The organism is Desulfobacula sp. (assembly GCF_014237455.1).
In the GTDB taxonomy this organism is placed as follows: Bacteria; Desulfobacterota; Desulfobacteria; order Desulfobacterales; family Desulfobacteraceae; genus Desulfobacula.
This window is the reverse complement of sequence record NZ_JABZFL010000029.1, coordinates 23,736-40,400: the sequence shown is the minus strand read 5'-3', so window position 1 is coordinate 40,400 and position 16,665 is coordinate 23,736. Positions and strand designations below refer to the sequence as shown.

At 45.1% G+C, this 16,665-nt stretch carries 15 protein-coding genes; 12 read left to right on the top strand and 3 right to left on the bottom strand.

Features of this window, described 5'->3' with window-relative positions; genetic code table 11:
• Nucleotides 1–17: 17 nt before the first annotated feature.
• Genes HGJ91_RS04225 through HGJ91_RS04210 form a run of 4 tightly spaced genes read left to right on the top strand, consistent with a single transcriptional unit; the run spans nucleotide 18 to nucleotide 2,910 of the window.
• Nucleotides 18–320, top strand: coding sequence for a type II toxin-antitoxin system ParD family antitoxin (locus HGJ91_RS04225; RefSeq protein ID WP_291346453.1), 303 nt, complete (start codon nucleotides 18–20; stop codon nucleotides 318–320).
• Nucleotides 321–335: 15 nt separating this feature from the next.
• Nucleotides 336–539, top strand: coding sequence for a hypothetical protein (locus HGJ91_RS04220; RefSeq protein WP_291346452.1), 204 nt, complete (start codon nucleotides 336–338; stop codon nucleotides 537–539).
• A gap of 15 nt (nucleotides 540–554) precedes the next feature.
• Nucleotides 555–1,622 carry a DUF362 domain-containing protein gene (locus tag HGJ91_RS04215; protein WP_291346451.1) on the top strand — a complete coding sequence of 356 codons (1,068 nt, stop codon included), beginning with the start codon at nucleotides 555–557 and terminating at the stop codon, nucleotides 1,620–1,622.
• Nucleotides 1,623–1,668: 46 nt separating this feature from the next.
• The gene (locus tag HGJ91_RS04210; protein WP_291346450.1) at nucleotides 1,669–2,910 is read left to right on the top strand and encodes an MFS transporter; all 1,242 of its coding nucleotides are present in this window, start codon (nucleotides 1,669–1,671) and stop codon (nucleotides 2,908–2,910) included.
• A 41-nt stretch (nucleotides 2,911–2,951) separates the two neighbouring features.
• Here the strand turns inward: HGJ91_RS04210 and ilvC are convergent, their stop codons facing one another.
• The gene (ilvC, locus tag HGJ91_RS04205; protein WP_291346449.1) at nucleotides 2,952–4,424 is read right to left on the bottom strand and encodes a ketol-acid reductoisomerase; all 1,473 of its coding nucleotides are present in this window, start codon (nucleotides 4,422–4,424) and stop codon (nucleotides 2,952–2,954) included.
• 143 nt (nucleotides 4,425–4,567) lie between these two features.
• Here ilvC and ilvY point away from each other — a divergent pair, with 143 nt between their 5' ends.
• The 8 genes from ilvY to HGJ91_RS04165 all read left to right on the top strand — a co-directional run bounded on the left by ilvY (nucleotide 4,568) and on the right by HGJ91_RS04165 (nucleotide 13,585).
• Complete coding sequence (gene ilvY, locus HGJ91_RS04200; protein WP_291346448.1) at nucleotides 4,568–5,443, top strand: HTH-type transcriptional activator IlvY; 876 nt, start codon at nucleotides 4,568–4,570, stop codon at nucleotides 5,441–5,443.
• Nucleotides 5,440–7,980 carry an ATP-dependent helicase HrpB gene (hrpB, locus tag HGJ91_RS04195; RefSeq protein WP_291346447.1) on the top strand — a complete coding sequence of 847 codons (2,541 nt, stop codon included), beginning with the start codon at nucleotides 5,440–5,442 and terminating at the stop codon, nucleotides 7,978–7,980. Before ilvY ends, hrpB begins: the two co-directional genes overlap by 4 nt.
• Before the next feature lie 6 nt (nucleotides 7,981–7,986).
• Nucleotides 7,987–8,511, top strand: coding sequence for an NUDIX hydrolase (locus HGJ91_RS04190; RefSeq protein ID WP_291346446.1), 525 nt, complete (start codon nucleotides 7,987–7,989; stop codon nucleotides 8,509–8,511).
• 178 nt (nucleotides 8,512–8,689) lie between these two features.
• A complete protein-coding gene (locus tag HGJ91_RS04185; protein WP_291346445.1) occupies nucleotides 8,690–9,226 on the top strand; it encodes a hypothetical protein in 537 nt (178 codons plus the stop codon).
• On the top strand, nucleotides 9,223–9,999 hold the full coding sequence (locus HGJ91_RS04180; RefSeq protein ID WP_291346444.1) for a 4Fe-4S dicluster domain-containing protein: 777 nt from the start codon (nucleotides 9,223–9,225) through the stop codon (nucleotides 9,997–9,999). Before HGJ91_RS04185 ends, HGJ91_RS04180 begins: the two co-directional genes overlap by 4 nt.
• On the top strand, nucleotides 9,999–11,189 hold the full coding sequence (gene nrfD, locus HGJ91_RS04175; RefSeq protein ID WP_291346443.1) for an NrfD/PsrC family molybdoenzyme membrane anchor subunit: 1,191 nt from the start codon (nucleotides 9,999–10,001) through the stop codon (nucleotides 11,187–11,189). The genes HGJ91_RS04180 and nrfD overlap by 1 nt, the downstream gene beginning before the upstream one ends.
• A 96-nt stretch (nucleotides 11,190–11,285) precedes the next feature.
• Nucleotides 11,286–12,875 (top strand): multiheme c-type cytochrome, encoded by a 1,590-nt coding sequence (locus HGJ91_RS04170; RefSeq protein WP_291346442.1) that lies wholly within the window; start codon nucleotides 11,286–11,288, stop codon nucleotides 12,873–12,875.
• A gap of 128 nt (nucleotides 12,876–13,003) precedes the next feature.
• Nucleotides 13,004–13,585: a hypothetical protein gene (locus tag HGJ91_RS04165; RefSeq protein ID WP_291346441.1), complete on the top strand. Its 582-nt coding sequence runs from the start codon at nucleotides 13,004–13,006 to the stop codon at nucleotides 13,583–13,585.
• A gap of 33 nt (nucleotides 13,586–13,618) precedes the next feature.
• On the opposite strand, the gene HGJ91_RS04160 is transcribed toward HGJ91_RS04165, so the two are convergent.
• Together HGJ91_RS04160 and HGJ91_RS04155 are read right to left on the bottom strand one after the other, a co-directional pair.
• Complete coding sequence (locus HGJ91_RS04160) at nucleotides 13,619–14,764, bottom strand: M20 family metallopeptidase (protein WP_291346440.1); 1,146 nt, start codon at nucleotides 14,762–14,764, stop codon at nucleotides 13,619–13,621.
• 28 nt (nucleotides 14,765–14,792) lie between these two features.
• Nucleotides 14,793–16,664: an SLC13 family permease gene (locus HGJ91_RS04155; RefSeq protein WP_291346439.1), complete on the bottom strand. Its 1,872-nt coding sequence runs from the start codon at nucleotides 16,662–16,664 to the stop codon at nucleotides 14,793–14,795.
• Between the last annotated feature and the right edge of the window lies 1 nt (nucleotide 16,665).

Here is a 16,665-nt window from a genome sequence, read left to right as displayed (position 1 = left end):
TTAATGGAGGATCATATATGCAACAAGAAAAAGCTGAAAGAATTACAATCACTTTGCCGCCCGATATGCTGGCTTCTATCAAAAAAGAGGTTCGCTCAGGCTCTTATGGTTCAACGAGTGAACTAATAAGGGAAGCCATGAGAATATGGCAGAAAAGAGAAGAAGAGCACAAAGCAAGAATCTCTTTAATCCGGGAACGTCTGGCACATTCAGAGCAAAGCGGTGAACCCGTTCCGTTTAATACAGCCTTTAAAACCATCGAGGAGCTACACCAGAAACGGGCAAAGAAAGAAGGCAATATCACAAAAAGTATTATTTGAGTTGGAGGATATCGAATGAGAAAATCAATAAAAGAAGCAATTGGAACAACTATTCAGGATATGCTTGACTCTGGGTTTAAATCATCGTTTACAAAAAAAGAGCTCAATTCGCTCGGGGTTAAAATTCCGGATATTGTAATAACATCTGCGGAAATTAAAGGAATCAGCACGGAAAATAAGCAGAAATCTGCTACCCAAGACCAGGAGAACATGCATTAACGGAAAGGAGAAGATATGCATCGTGTCATGATACATCCGGCATCTTACGATAACTGCCGGGATGCAGTGGATCGAGCCTTTGAGATTTTTCCCCGGGAGATTGCCCAAAAAAAAGTTGTGATTAAGCCTAATGTGCTCCGGGCGTCCACAGCAGAAGAGCACATTGTGACGCACCCGCCTTTATTACGGGCTGTTGTTGAAAAAGTTGAGGAGATGTCCCCGGCTGAGATTGTGGTGGGTGATAATCCGGGTCTGTTTAACTATGGCGACAATGAGAACAGCTTTGAAAAAACCGGATTGATGGATGCGGCAAAGGGCTATTACAGGAACCTGGGCAACATAACGCAACACGTTGCCTTTAATCCTGATTTCATGCCCGAAGTGGGAATTTCTAAAGAAATATTAGATGCTGATGTTCTTATCAGCCTGCCCAAATTTAAAACCCATGGCCTTACCGTTATGACCGGGGCTATTAAAAACAGTTATGGGATCCTGCCCGGTGCACAGAAAGCACGGCTGCATCAGATTGCCGGTACGCCGGAGCGGTTTCATGATGTTATCGTAGAGGTTTTTCGCCTGCGGGTTCCGGATTTTTTTATCATGGATGCAGTGGTGGGCATGGAGGGAAATGGTCCGGCCTCACCGGAGTTAAGGGAGATCGGCCTGATTCTGGCTGCCGATAATGGCGTGGCTATGGATGGGGTTGTTGCGAGAATGATGGGACTTGATCCTGCCCGCCTTCGGTTTCTTCAAAAAGCAAAGGCTATGGGGCTTGGGGAGTTTGATTCCCAAATGGTTCAAATAGAGGGGGAAATGCGAATTTTGTCTGATTTCAAGCTTCCGCCCTTAGGCGGTGAGGCTATTTTCGGTAACCCGGAGATTCAGGAATTTATGAAAACCAAGACGCTGGTCAGGCCCCAGGCCGATCCGGAACTGTGCACGGCATGCGGTGACTGTATAGATCATTGTCCTGTATCTGCTCTCACAATGAAAGAAAACTTTCCTGTGGCGGATGTCGACATCTGTATTACTTGTTTTTGCTGTCAGGAGATCTGTCTTGAAAAGGCGATGACTCTGAAATGAGGTTAATAACGGGCTCCTTTGGGAGGATCAGTTAAAGGAAAAGTATATGGAAAAGAAGATACATTACGGATGGATTGTGATTTTCATGGGACTGGTTACAACAGTTGCTGCTCATGGTTTTGGACGAATGGCCTATACAATTTTACTGCCGGCCATGAAGGACGGGCTAAATTTCGATTATACCCAGCTGGGGCTTTTGGGGACGGGAAATTTTATCGGTTATCTCTCCATGGCCATCATAGGCGGATTCCTGGCGGCCAGGTTCGGCCCAAGAACAGTCATTACATTTGCTTTACTCCTCATGGGTGTCACCATGATACTGACGGGCCTGGCCAAATCATTTGGTTTCGCTTTTTCCATGCGGTTGTTAACGGGCCTGGGGAATGGTGCTGCTTTTGTACCTGCCATGGCTCTAGGGTCGGCATGGTTCGCTGTTAACAAACGCGGATTTGCCACCGGGATTGTTTCAGGCGGCATTGGATTGGGGACGTTTTTATCAGGGATCATCGTACCCTTTATTCTGACTTCATATGGAGCAGATGGCTGGCGGTATTCATGGTACATTCTGGGAAGCATTGTTCTACTGGTGGCAATTATTGTATTTTTATTTTTACGGAATCATCCCGAGGACAAAGGATTACTTCCGGTAGGGCAGGAAGAAAAAGGCGACCTCCAAAATTCATCGGCAAAGAATAAAGTCTCTTCTCTGGATTGGGGTAAAGTATACAGGATGAAGGCACTTTGGTACCTGGGAGTTGTTTATTTTTTTTACGGCCTGTCCTATATTATTTATATTGTTTTTTTTGCTGCTTATCTGGTAAAGGAGATGGGCTACACAGCGGCATGGGCAGGTGGTTTATGGGCCACAGTCGGCGGATTAAGCATTTTTTGCGGTGTGATCTGGGGAAGCATATCAGATCGGATCGGCCGGGGTAAAGGTGCCGCACTGGCCTATCTTGTCCTTGGACTTTCCTATATCGTCTATGCGGTATTCAAGTCTGAAGCCGGATTTTATTTGTCTGCTGTTCTTTTTGGCTTAACCGCATGGAGCATTCCGACCATTATGGCAGCCGCAGCCGGAGATCTTGTGGGTCCCCGGCTGGCGCCTGCCGGGCTGGGGTTTATAACCCTTTTCTTTGGCATCGGGCAATCTATAGGTCCGGCTCTGGGAGGATATCTTGCGGATATCAGCAACTCTTTTACACTTCCGTTTCTTATCGCCGGAGGCATCTCTTTTGTGGGAATGATTTTTTCATTTTATTTGAAAAAACCGTCTGAAAATTTATAATAAACCTATGTATTTTTGTATGATCCGGTATAAAAACAGGCTTAATAAATGGGTTTCATGGCTTCCATGTATGTGCGCAGTTTTTTCCCAATACGTTCAACACCAGTGGAACGGATGGCTTCATTGAACTTGATGAGTTTGACATTGTCCACACCACTGTTTTCAAAATCAAGCCCTTTACCGATGACGTCGGCATCGAGTTTTTTCATGAAATCTGCGAGCAATGGAATGGCTTTATGGTTGAAAAGATAACATCCGTACTCGGCTGTATCTGAGATGACCACATTCATTTCATACAGTTTTTTCCTTGCAACAAGATTTGCAATCAGGGGAAGTTCATGAAGCGATTCATAGTAGGCGGATTCTTCACCGATACCGGTTGCGACCATGGTGTCAAAGGCAAGTTCCACGCCTGCTTTGACAAAGGCAACCATGAGAATCCCATTGTCAAAATACGCCTGTTCCGGGATGTTTTGATCGGTTGATGTTGATTGTTCAAACGCGGTTTGGGCGGTTTCATCTCGCCACTTGAGCAGGTCGGCATCATCATTTGCCCAGTCTTCCATCATGGTTTGGGAAAATTTTCCTGACATGATATCGTCCATGTGCTGGTTAAACATGGGTTTAAGAAGGGTTTTCAATTCTTCGCAAAGTTCATGGGCAATAAGTTTTGACGGGTTGTCAAGCCGGTCCATCATATGGGTGACACCGCCGTGTTTTAAGGCTTCGGTAATGGTTTCCCATCCATGTTGAACCAGTTTTGAGGCATATTGGGGATCAATTCCTTTTTCAATCATTTTGTCATAACAGAGCAGAGACCCTGTCTGGAGAACACCGCAGAGAATGGTCTGTTCCCCCATGAGATCAGATTTTACTTCAGCTGTAAAAGAAGAATGAAGGACGCCTGCCCGGTCTCCGCCAGTTCCTGCGGCATAAGCTTTGGCAAGTTCCATTCCCTCTCCTCTCGGATCATTCTCCTTGTGAACGGCAATCAGTGTCGGTACTCCGAATCCCCGCTTATATTCTTCCCGGACTTCTGTTCCAGGGGACTTTGGTGCCACCATGATAACGGTGATATCTTTTCTGATCTGTATGCCTTCTTCTACAATATTAAATCCATGGGAATATGAGAGACACGCATCCTGTTTCATCAGCGGCATGACAGCTTCAATCACATTGGTGTGCTGTTTGTCCGGGGTCAGGTTGATCAACAGATCTGCTGTGGGGATCAATTCTTCATAGGTTCCCACATAAAATCCATTTTCCGTGGCATTTTTCCAGGACTGCCGTTTTTCTTCAATGGCGGCATCCCGAAGGGCATAGGACACAGAAAGACCGCTGTCGCGCAAATTTAACCCCTGGTTAAATCCCTGGGCACCGCATCCGATGATGACTATTTTTTTGTTGTTTAACGCTTCAACGCTGTTGAATTCGGATGACGCTACAAAACGGCATTGGGAAAGCTCTTTTAGCTGTTGTCTTAATGGCAGGGTATTAAAATAATTTTGGCCCATGGTGTGCTCCTCTTTTATGAAAAATTGAACATTAATATGAATTGAACCGGTTGTATAATTATCATCAATTTTATTGTTGCGTCAAATGAAGCATTTGCAATATTATGTTGCATAATTTGAAACATACTGTTAGGTATTGAGAGATGGACATTCGAAATTTAAAGCTTTTCAGGCATCTTGCCGGAACATTGCATTTTGCAAGGACCAGCCAGGCCTGTTATATCACACCATCTGCATTGACACGGGTGATCCAGCGACTCGAAACAGACCTAGATGAAAAACTTTTTGTCCGGGATAACCGGTCTGTGGAGCTGACCCCGGCCGGGATTGCATTCAAAAAATATGCAGATGATGTTCTCCAGCGATGGGACAGGCTCCATGACGAGCTGTCTTCTGATAATATCCTTCAGGGTGAGCTCTCGTTATATTGCTCTGTTACCGCAGCCTACGGCATCCTTCCTGACATGATGGAAAAATATCGAAAGGCCCATCCCGGTGTGCGGATACACCTTGAAACCGGTGATCCGGCCAAAGCCTTGATTAAGCTTTCAAGCCAGGATGCAGACATGGTTATTGCCGCCTTGCCGGATGTTGTGCCCAAAGATCTTGTTTTTAAAACCATCTTTCAGACGCCTCTGGTTTTTATTGCGCCGTTGCAATATCCTGAGATCATTATAGAAACAGCAGACGGGGTTGACTGGGAGCAGACCCCTTTGATCATACCGGATCACGGGTTGAGCAGGGACCGCATTGACCAGTGGTTTTCAGAGGAAAATTTTATTCCAAAAATTTACTCCCAGGTGGCAGGAAACGAGGCCATCATTGTCATGGTGAGCCTTGGCTGCGGCATTGGACTTGTTCCCAGAATGGTGCTGGAAAAGAGCCCTTTCTTTAATCAGGTAAAGATTCTGGACGGGGCTCCGGAACTGCCACCCTTTATCATCGGCCTTTGTACCCGGAAAAAGAATCTTGCCAATCCCAGAGTCAAGGCATTATGGAGCATTGCTGGTGACGGATGAATCAGACCCTTCCAATTCAAAAACATATCCCCGATATCGTAAAAGCTCTTGAGGCCTCCAGATGCGCTGTGATTCAGGCCCCGCCCGGTGCAGGTAAAACCACCCGGGTTCCTTTGGCCCTCCTGGATGAACCCTGGCTTGCGAATAAAAAAATTATTCTGCTTGAGCCAAGACGGCTGGCAGCCAAGTCCTGTGCTGCCCATATGGCAGATCTTCTGAAAGAGAAAGTGGGGCAGACCATTGGGTATCAGATCCGGTTGGACAGGAAGATCGGTTCGGGTAGTCGAATAGAAGTGATCACCGAAGGAATTTTTACCCGGAAAATTCAGAATGATCCGTCTCTGGAAGATGTCGGGCTGGTGATATTTGATGAGTTCCATGAGAGAAATATCCACAGTGATCTCGGTCTTGCCCTCTGTCTGGAGACGCTTGAAGCATTGCGCGATGATTTACGCATTCTTGTCATGTCTGCCACAATGGATGTTTTTGCTGTATCAAAGCTCATGGATAATGCACCTGTTATTGTTTCAAAGGGAAAAAGTTTTTCTGTAGAAACGATTTATGTTTCTCCTTTAGACAGGAAAAAAAGGGGCGTTCCCATTGAAACTGCCTGCGCTTCGGTTATAAGGCGTGCCCTGTCAGAAACCGGCGGGGATATGCTGGTCTTTTTGCCCGGTGTAAAGGAAATTAAAATCTTATATTCAATTCTTGAAAAAGACCTTGAATCAGCGATCCATGTGTTTCCTTTGTACGGGAATCTGTCTCAGAAAGATCAGGCCAGAGCCTTTCGCCCCTCAAACCCAGGTAAGCAAAAAATTGTGATTGCCACATCCATTGCAGAGACCTCTATCACCATTGAGGGTGTCAGCGTTGTGGTTGATGCAGGCCTCATGCGTGTTCCAAGGTTTTCTCCTCAAACAGGAATGACCCACCTTGAGACTCTCCCGGTTTCAAAAGCCTCTGCTGATCAGAGAAGGGGGCGGGCAGGCCGGACAGAACCGGGGAAGTGTTACAGGTTATGGTCTGAATATGATCATCGATTGTTGAAAGCCTATACAAAGCCAGAAATTTTAAGTATTGATTTGACTGGATTTGCTTTGGAACTGGCGGCCTGGGGGATATCAGATCCCGGGCAATTAAAATGGCTTGACCCACCGGAACCAACATCCTTTGAACAGGCCCAAAATCTTCTTAAAACCCTGGGTGCCCTTGATGAACAGGGACGTATTACATTTCATGGTAAAAAAATGTCTTCTGCCGGCCTTCATCCCCGGCTTGCCCATATGGTCATCAAGGCAGATGAAAAAGGCCAGGGCCTTTTGGCCTGCAGGATCGCAGCTTTTCTCAATGAGCGGGATTTTATCCGGTTTGACCCCAAAGCGGCTGATCCTGATATCCGGCTTCGCCTTGAGATCATTGAAACGTTTACAAGTAAGAAAAAGGTATGGAAAAAAGAATTCAAGATAAATGAAGGGGCCATTCACAGGATTATAGAATCCGGGCAAAAGATAGCAAGAGATTTTGGCGTAAAGCCGACGGGGACAGATATTGAAAAAACGGGTGTGTTGCTTGCCCATGCATATCCTGATCGGATCGCCAGGAAAAGGGACAACAGGAACAATACGTTTTTAACAGCCTCGGGGAAGGGGGCATTTTTTACAGGAACAAATAGTGTTTCCTTAAGCGAATATATTGTTGCAGTTCATCTTGACGGGAATCCACAAAATGCAAAGATTTTTCTTGGCGCGCCCTATTCAAAGCAGGACTTTGAACTGGATTTTTGCGAACGATTTAAAACAGTTCAGACGGTTTCATGGGATAAAAAAATGGGTGGTGTCCGGGCAAGAGAAGACACTGTCTTTGAAAAGCTTGTGGTTCATCGGCGCACTATATCAGACATTGATCCAGATATGGCCGGTACTATCCTGATTAAGGAAATCCAGCGAAGGGGACTTTCCTGGCTTCCCTGGACCAAAAGGCTGAAGAGCATGAAAGAACGCGCAGTGTTTCTTAAGAACACAGGCAGATTTCCGGACCTGCCGGATCTTTCAGACAAGGCTCTTGAAGAGGAGTTGACTATTTGGCTGAAACCTTTTCTGATTGGCGTTGTTTCCTTAAAACAGCTTGAAAGGATTGATTTTGAAGCAGCTTTTTTGTCTCTGCTGACCTGGGAAGAGCAGCAGATCATAGAGAAAAATGCACCAACCCATATCAAAGTCCCCAGCGGCTCTAGAAAGCCATTAAAGTACAGCAGTGAAAACGGTCTTCTTGATTCACCAGTCCTTGAAGTCCGGCTACAGGAAATGTTTGGCCTGACTGCAACTCCGAAAATTGCGGATCACACCATTCCGATTACCCTTCATCTGTTGTCACCCGCTGGACGACCGGTTCAGATAACCAGGGATCTTGAAAATTTCTGGAAGAACACTTATAAATATGTAAAAAAAGATCTGATGGGCAGGTATCCAAAACATTTCTGGCCTGATGATCCCCTTGGTGCCAGACCGACAAACCGGGTAAAACCAAAGGAGAGATAATTAATTATGGACATTAAATTTTGCACGACGTGCGGGTCTCTTACAGAATTGAAAATTCCGCCCGATGATGATCATGCCCGGTCCGTATGTACAAACTGCGGCCTGGTTCATTATAGCAATCCCAAAATGGTAGTGGGATGTATTCCCGAATTAAACGGACAGGTGTTGCTGTGCAAAAGAAATATTGAGCCAAGAAAAGGTAAATGGACCCTGCCGGCAGGGTACCTTGAAAACGGAGAGTCGGTTCAGGATGGTGCTGTTCGTGAAACCAGGGAAGAAACAATGGCGGATGTTCAAAACATTGAACCCTACCGGCTTTTTAACATTGTTTTTGTTGATCAGATTTATTTCATGTTCAGGGCAAACCTGATTTCTGATAAATTCGGCCCTACAAATGAAAGCACAGATGTCCGGTTGTTCGACGAAAAAGATATCCCCTGGGATGATATTGCCTTTGAAGTCATCAAACAAACCCTAAAGCATTATTTTTCAGATAGGAAAAAGGGGAAATTTCCCTTTAAAATTTTTTAAAAAAAACTTGCCTGCAACCTTTTTGTAATGATAATGTTACGATTGTTACACAAACGTTTCTTAGTGCGCTGTTCAAAATTTGCGCATGAAAACATATTGTAATACGATTTAAAGTTCCAAAGCTCACGGCTGTAAACAACTATATAAAGAGCTGTACGAAAAAACACAGGAGGTCGTTGTGGATTTAAGCTATCGGTTGCGTCTTTTGATCGTGGTCTTAAGTATTGGTGTGCTGGCCGGGGGAGGGCTTTTATTTAAACAATTGCTGCTCCCTGATTCTTTTGGTGATTACGGTCCTTACAGGGCGGATGCCATCACAGAAGCAGCCCTTGTCCCCATCCGCCATGGAACCAACACGTCTTGTTTCAAATGTCATTCCCATGAAGCAAAGTTTCATAAAAAAGGTCGCCATCAGACCATATCCTGTGAATTTTGTCATGGAACTTATGCCGATCATATAGCGGATGACAAGAAGATCGGAACACTGCCCGTTAAAAAAGAAAAAGAGATTACCACCCTCTGCCTGCGGTGTCATAACACTGAGATCAAGGCTAGACATGAAGAAGTTATCAAGACAGTTGCCATGCCGAATCATCTCAAGGATCAGACTGTTAAAATTACCCACAATTGCAATCAATGCCATTATGTTCATGCGCCTTTAAAATATATTATCCGGGCAAAACAGATAACAGGATTGATGGAGGCAGGATCATGATGGATCGACGGTCGTTTGTTAAAAAAGTGTTAAACGGAACCATTGCGGGTTCGTTATATCTGGTCTGGCCAATGGGGGGTGACAGTCTTGAAATTCCTGAAGAGATTCCGGGCATCAAGGGGAAAGACTATGATATTCTTCATCAGGAATTTGCCTTTATCGTGGATGTTACCCGATGTATCGGCTGCGGGTCCTGCTGCGTTGCAGACAAGCGGGAGTACAATGTTCCCGATGGGAATTACCGGACCTGGGTTGAGCGGTATGTCAAGGGATTCAGCGATCAGATTTATGTAGACAGCCCCCATGGCGGCCTGGACGGATATCAGCATCCCAGAACAGACATTGACGAAAAAATAAGGGACACCTTTTTTGTGCCCAAGCTTTGTAATATGTGCAAGGAAGCTCCCTGCGTCCAGGTATGCCCGGTGGGAGCCACCTTTATATCGCCTGACGGTTTTATCCTTGTGGATGAAAAACGATGTGTGGGGTGTGCTTATTGCATTCAGGCCTGCCCCTATTCAGCCCGGTTCTTAAATCCCGTGACAAAGGTAGCCGAAAAATGTACCTGGTGTTACCACAGGGTCAGAAAAGGACTGTTGCCGGCCTGTGTTGAGGTCTGTCCCACAGGGGCCAGAAAATTTGGTTCCATGAAGGATGAAACATCTGAAGTCTATAAAATATTAAAAGGCCCCGGTGTTCTGACGGTTCTTAAAAAAGAGATGGGGACCTTTCCCGCACTCTATTACAAAGGTGCCAGAAGGGAGGTGATCTGATGGATGCAGCCCACAGCTCGGCAGCCATGTTAGTTTCCAATTATGTCTTCCCCAATGATCTTCATGTCCATTGGAGTATGATGATTGTCCTATATCCATATATCACTGGCCTTGTGGACGGAGCCTTTATCATTGCAGCCCTTTATTATCTTTTTGATGTCAAAAGCCTGCGCCCGGTTGCAAGGTTTTCTCTTTTGTTTGCTCTGGCTTTTCTGGCCATTGCCACCCTGCCGCTTTTGCTCCATCTGGGGCGGCCCGAACGAAATTTTAATATGCTTTTAACCCCCAGCCCCTCTTCAGCTATGGCAGGGTTTGGATATATCTATGCCGTGTCCATGGGAGTTGTTGTCTTTATTATTTTGTTTGTGTACAGAGAAGATCTGGTGGAATTAAGGGCCACTTCAAAAGGCTGGCTCCAGCTTTTGTACCGGGCTTTGACCTTTGACAGCATTGATGTTTCAGAAGATGCCCGTAAGCTTGACCGAAAAATCATCCGGTTTCTGGTAGGTATCGGCATTCCTATTGCGGTCGTCCTTCACGGATATGTGGGCTTTATTTTTGGCGGGGTTAAAGCCAACCCCACATGGTCAACCCCGCTGATGCCGGTGATCTTTTTGTTTTCTGCCTGTGTATCGGGAATATCCGCCATTATCCTGGCCTACATTGTTATCCGCAAGGTAAAGGGGCGATCCATTGATCATGATTGTATCAAAACGTGTATTAAAACGCTGACGCTCTTTTTTATTATGGCCTTCACCTTTGAGATGCTGGAGGTGTTTTCCCATTCGTACTTAAAATCCGGGTATCACCATATGGTTGAAGGACTTTTAAACGGTCCCCTGGCAAGTTCATTCTGGTTATGGCAGGTCAAGATCTGCTCGGTGATCCCTTTGTTTGTTCTGGGCGTGATGGGTATTTTTACCATAAATAAGCATATTTATAATTTTACTGCAGCCGTTGTCTCGGCCATCCTTTTGCTGCAGGTATTGATCATGCGATGGAACGTTGTGATCGGTGGTCAGCTGATGAGTAAGAGTGCAAGGGGTTATACTGAATTTCATCCTGAGTGGTTTGACAAGGAGGGGATACTGGCGGTGATCATTGTCATGGCCATTCCGTTTATCATCCTTTTTGTGTTGAGCAGGATCTTTCCATTCTGGACACCAGACAATGAGACAAACGTAAAATAAACTTTAACAAAAATTTAAGATAAATCATGAAAGGAGGTGGTGCAGGCAAGACTTTATATTTTTGCATTCTAACTTAAATTTTGGGAGGGATTGAATATGACTGTTTTAAGGTCATTACTGATTTTTATGATTGTATTTGTTTTTACAACAGGGGCAGCTTTTGCTTTGACTGAAGCGTCCTTTGATGTAAAAAATCCGAAAAACATCGAAATGAACAAAAAATGCATCACCTGTCATCTAAAAGAGAACAAGTCCCTGGTCCTCCAGTGGGAAAGAAGTGCCCATGCAGCAGCCAAAGAAGGTCAGGTCGGGTGTTACAACTGCCATGCGGCAGAAAAAGGTGATGAAATGGGTTACAACCATGAAGGCGCCTTTATCAAGGCCATTCTTTCACCCAATGACTGCGCAAAATGCCATGAACCCGAGGCAAAGGAAATGGCCATATCGCATCATGCTACTGCCGGTGAAATCATGGCATCTCTTGATAATATGCTGGCGGAAGTGGTCGGCGGTATGCCAACCAACAAAGGGAATATGGCCAGCGGCTGCTGGCAGTGCCATGGATCAGTGGTATCGCTGAAACGTGATAAGGATGGGAAACCCATGCGATCCAAAACCGATGCACCCCAGATGGATTACAATACCTGGCCCAATTCCGGTATTGGCCGAATTAATCCTGACGGGAGCAAGGGTGTCTGTAATGCCTGTCATTCCAAGCATTCTTTTTCTGCATCCAGAGCAAGACAGCCTGAAAACTGCGGCAAATGCCATTTAGGACCGGATCATCCACAAAAAGAGATCTATGAAGAATCCAAACATGGTATTGCCTATTATTCTGCTGATAAGGGGGCATCCCCGAATGGCATGAATATCATGAAAGACGGTTCCTGGGTATTGGGAGATGATTACCATACCGCACCGGTATGTTCCACCTGCCACATGGGATCGTATATTAAGCTCAATGGTGCTGTTGCTAAAAACAGCCATAATGTGGGTGACAGGCTTTCATGGAATTTGAGAGCCCCTGTTTCTGCAAAATTAAACCGTGCGACATTTACAGATGGTACGGTGGCAGATATCACCGGTGATATTGCACCTCGCCCCGGTCAGACAGCCAAAGCTAAGAGTTATGTCCGGGAAGGTGATAAACTCAAAAAAGTGATCGCAGAAAAAACCATCAAGACTGTTGTTTCCTGGCAGGAAAGACGTGCTACCATGCAGGAAGTCTGCAAATCCTGTCATGGTGTCAACCAGGTAAGAGATTTTTATTCCCAGCTGGATGATCTGGTGAATCTCTACAATGAGAAATTTGCCAAACCAGGCCTGGCCCTGGTCAAAATGCTGAAAAAAGACGGGATCTGGGAAAACACGGGATTCCAGCATAAAATCGGGTATACTTGGTTTGAAATATGGCACCATGAAGGCAGACGTGCCAGAATGGCGGCGGCTATGTTTGCACCGGATTATACCCATTGGCACGGCATGTATGAAATTGCCAGAAATTTTTACCATGAATTTCTGCCCGAAGTTCAGGAACTGGCCGACCATGCAGGTAAGGGTGAAAAATATCGCCAGCATATTAAGGAGCTTCTGGCCAAACCGGAACATTTATGGATAGAAACCGGCGGCAGTGCGGCAACCATGAAGTTAATCGAAGAAGAAAATAAATTAAGATATAACCAGTAACAAAGATTATTATCTCCGGCAGGATGGCATGACATGCTGTCCTGCCGGATTTTTTTTATCCGTCCCCTTAATGTAAAAAAAAGTGGGGAAAAAGTAAAAGAATATTAAAAGTGGGAAAAAGTAAAAAAATGTACAAAAAAATTGTTTGGCCAATCTGTATACTAGTATTGTTTTTATTCTCAGGCCTGGCTCTTGCCAATGATCTGGGCAGCCTGTTTGAGCAGGTTGAAAAGTTAAAAATAGAACGGCACGGATATATTTTAGGGGCAGCGTTGAATCAGGGGCAGATGGAGACTGCTGCAGCCAATCCAGTTGATGCTGCGTCCCCGGACACATTTAAGTTCAAGGATAAAAATTTATATGTTGTGGCACAGAAAACAAGTCATCGGGTTCTTGTCATCTATGAGCAGCTTGAAGCTGCATCACAGCAGAAAATTCAGGATCTGGTCGGTGATCTTTATATGAATTTTGATGACCCAACGGTTCTGGCCCACGATAAAGTAGTTTACTGGGCCTATACAAAAAAAGGGAAAATAACCTCCATAGAATTTGATACGGCAAGGCAGAACAAGAAACAACTGAATATTCTTGCAACGGTGAAATTTATCAGTGACATTAACATCATGGAGACGGTAAAAGAGCCCGCCACAGGCCAGGTCTATTATATTATCAGTTCAGACCCGATTCTAAAACTTTTCAAGGATACATAACCTGACAGAACCGGCACGGTTTTATCATCTCAATTAGCCTTTCTCTCCAATGGCCCTACAGACCTGTGCCACAAGAAGTACCATATTATCAATACTGCCAAGTTCGGCATATTCATCTGTCCTGTGAGAATTTGCTCCCACAATGCCCATCCCGTCAATGGTGGGGGTGCCGGCAGCAGACGTGTAATTGCCGTCGGAACAACCGCCTGTTGAAATCCATTCCATGGGCAAGCCGATTTTTTTCCCTGTTGATTGAACCAGCTCCCAGAGCTTGCGGGTTGCATCCCCCGATTCCATGGGTGGTCTGTTGATGCCGCCTTGAATCGTTATTTCAGAGCCTTTTAAATAGGGATGTTTTGCCAGGGTTTTAAAAAAGGTTTCAATGCGTTCTTTTTCTTCAAGTTTTAAAATTCGTACATCAACCCATGCTTCGGCCCTGTTGGGGATAATATTAACCTTATCCCCGCCTTTGATAACGGTTGTCTGGGCCGTGGTTTCTACTTTATTCTGATTCAGCTGATTAATTTTGACAATCTGATGGGCAAGTTCGACCACGGCATTGATTCCTTTTTCCGGATCAGCTCCGGCATGGGCTTCCTGTCCTTTTACAATTACCTGGAACCAGCCCCCGCCTTTCCGTTGAAGAACAAACCGATATCCCGGCCGGCAGGGCTCAAACACAAAGGTTCGCCGGCTTTTTTCAGCCGTCGACATGATCCATTCTTTTGAGGCGTTTGATCCTGTCTCTTCATCGCCATTAAACGCCACGCAGACGGATAGTGAATCAAGAATACCCTCATGTTTAAGGGTTTCAAGAACATGCAGCACCACAAGCAACCCCCCTTTCATGTCGCAGACTCCGGGGCCGAAGGCCTTGTTATCTTTGATTGAAAAAGGGCGCTTTTCAACTTCGCCGGTGGGGAATACCGTATCCATATGCCCCAGGAACATGATATCAAAAGGTTTTTTGGAAGGCCGATGTTCCGCATAAAGGCAGGGAACTTTTTCCTCACCTAAAAATAAAATTTTGGTATCAAGGCCGATATTTTTGAATCGATTTTCAAAAAAGCGGGCGACTCTTTCGATTCCGTCTTTATTGTCGCTGCTGCTGTCAATATTAACGATGGTTTCAAAATCTGTAATAAATTTTTCGTGTCGGGTTTTAATATAGTGTTTCATAATCGATTCAATCTTTTTAAAAGGGGTTTCAGCCTGAGATACCATAGAAAAAATACATAATGGTCATGACCACGCCAATGTACAGGAGTGTCATCCCGCTGCCGGCCCTGACATAATCAATTACCTTGTACCCGCCCGGTCTCATGATTAACGCATTGACCTGGTGGGTGGGAAGAATAAAGGTGTTTGATGCGGCTACAGCAACCAGCAATGCTGCCATTCTCGGATCAGCATTACATTGGACAGCCATGTTCATGGCCAGGGGAATCATGAGTACAGTGGCACCGACATTTGATGTTACCAGAGTAAAAAAGGATGTTAAAAATCCGATGAGTAAAAACAGAACAAGAGGCGTCAGTGCCCCCTGCATGAGGTTGGCAATGGCTGTGGATAAATAAAGTGCTGCGCCTGTTTTTTCAAAGGCAAGCCCTAAAGGTATCAGGCCGGCCAGCAGAAAAACCGTCATCCAGTCAACACCGCGATATGCCTCGTCAATGCTCAGAACCCTGGTGAGAATCATAGTGACAGCACCTGCCAGTAATGATATGGACAATTGGACGTTTAACCCAAGGGCCAGGACAAGGGCCAGGACCAGGCTGCCAATGGCAAACCCTGCTTTTTCAGGGTGCATGATCTCTCCCGGGATATGCTCGGTAAAAGCAAAATCTTTTTTTTGTTTCAATAAATGAAATTTTTCCCATTGGCCAAAAAGAAGGAATGCGTCTCCGGTTTGAATTTTAGTTTCAGAGATATCTTCATAAAAAACCTTATTCCCTTTGAATAAAGCCAAAGGGTTGACCTGGTATTTTTTCCTGAAATAGATCTGGTGCAGTGTTTTCCCCACCAGTTCAGACCGGGGCCTTATAATGGCTTCAGTGATGCCGGAGTTGTCAGGGGATAATATTTCATTCAGCTTGTTGAGTTCGTTACAAAGTTCCCACCCCATATCCTGGGCAAGTTTTTTTATATGTTCCTTATTACTGATGACACCGATGGTATCTCCGGGTTCAACAATATCTGACCTGGCAGGAACAGTAACTTTGATTCTCCCATCTCGCTTACCCTGTTTGCAGATGCAGATAACCGTTGAATGATACAATGGCCGGATTTTTAATTCATCCAGTCGTTTTGTTTCAAAATTTAACGGAATATTCAGTTCATAGGCATTGTGAATTTCTTCGCCATAGGTGCATTCAAGATCTTGGTTCAGCAGACAGTCAGGGTCAGTTTTTGATTTTACTTCCGGTAATATGAATTTTCCAAAAAGAATGAAATATAGAACCGCCGTTATAACAAGGGCTATACCGATGGGGGTGACACTGAAAAGGCCAAAGGCCTCAAAGGGTTTATCCCCTAAAATGGCTTGATTGTTGGACCACCAGGATGCCATCAGATCGTTTAACAGGATTAAAGGGCTTGATCCCACCAAGGTGATACATCCCCCGATAACAGCACAGAACCCCATGGGAATCAGGATTCTTGAAATGGATACATTCAGTTGCCGGCAGATTCTGTTGGTTGCCGGTAAAAACAGGGCTGCCGCACCAATATTCTGCATAAAACTGGAGATAAATGCCACGGTTCCGGCAATCGAGGCCATGATTCGGACTTCACTTTTCCCGGCAAATTTTATGATCTGCCTGGCAAAGATATTCATGACGCCTGTTTTATCAAGGCCGTCCCCGATGATGATAACGGCAATGATAGAGACAACAGCATTGGAACTTAATCCACTGATGGCCTGGGACCCTGTTATCACACCGGATAAGGGCAGGAGTACCATCATTAGAAGCCCGACCATATCAACTCTTACAATTTCAAAAACAAATAAAATTGTTACAAAAATTAAAAACCCGAATACAATCATCATATCCGAGGTCATTTCAAGGGGGGGAATCATT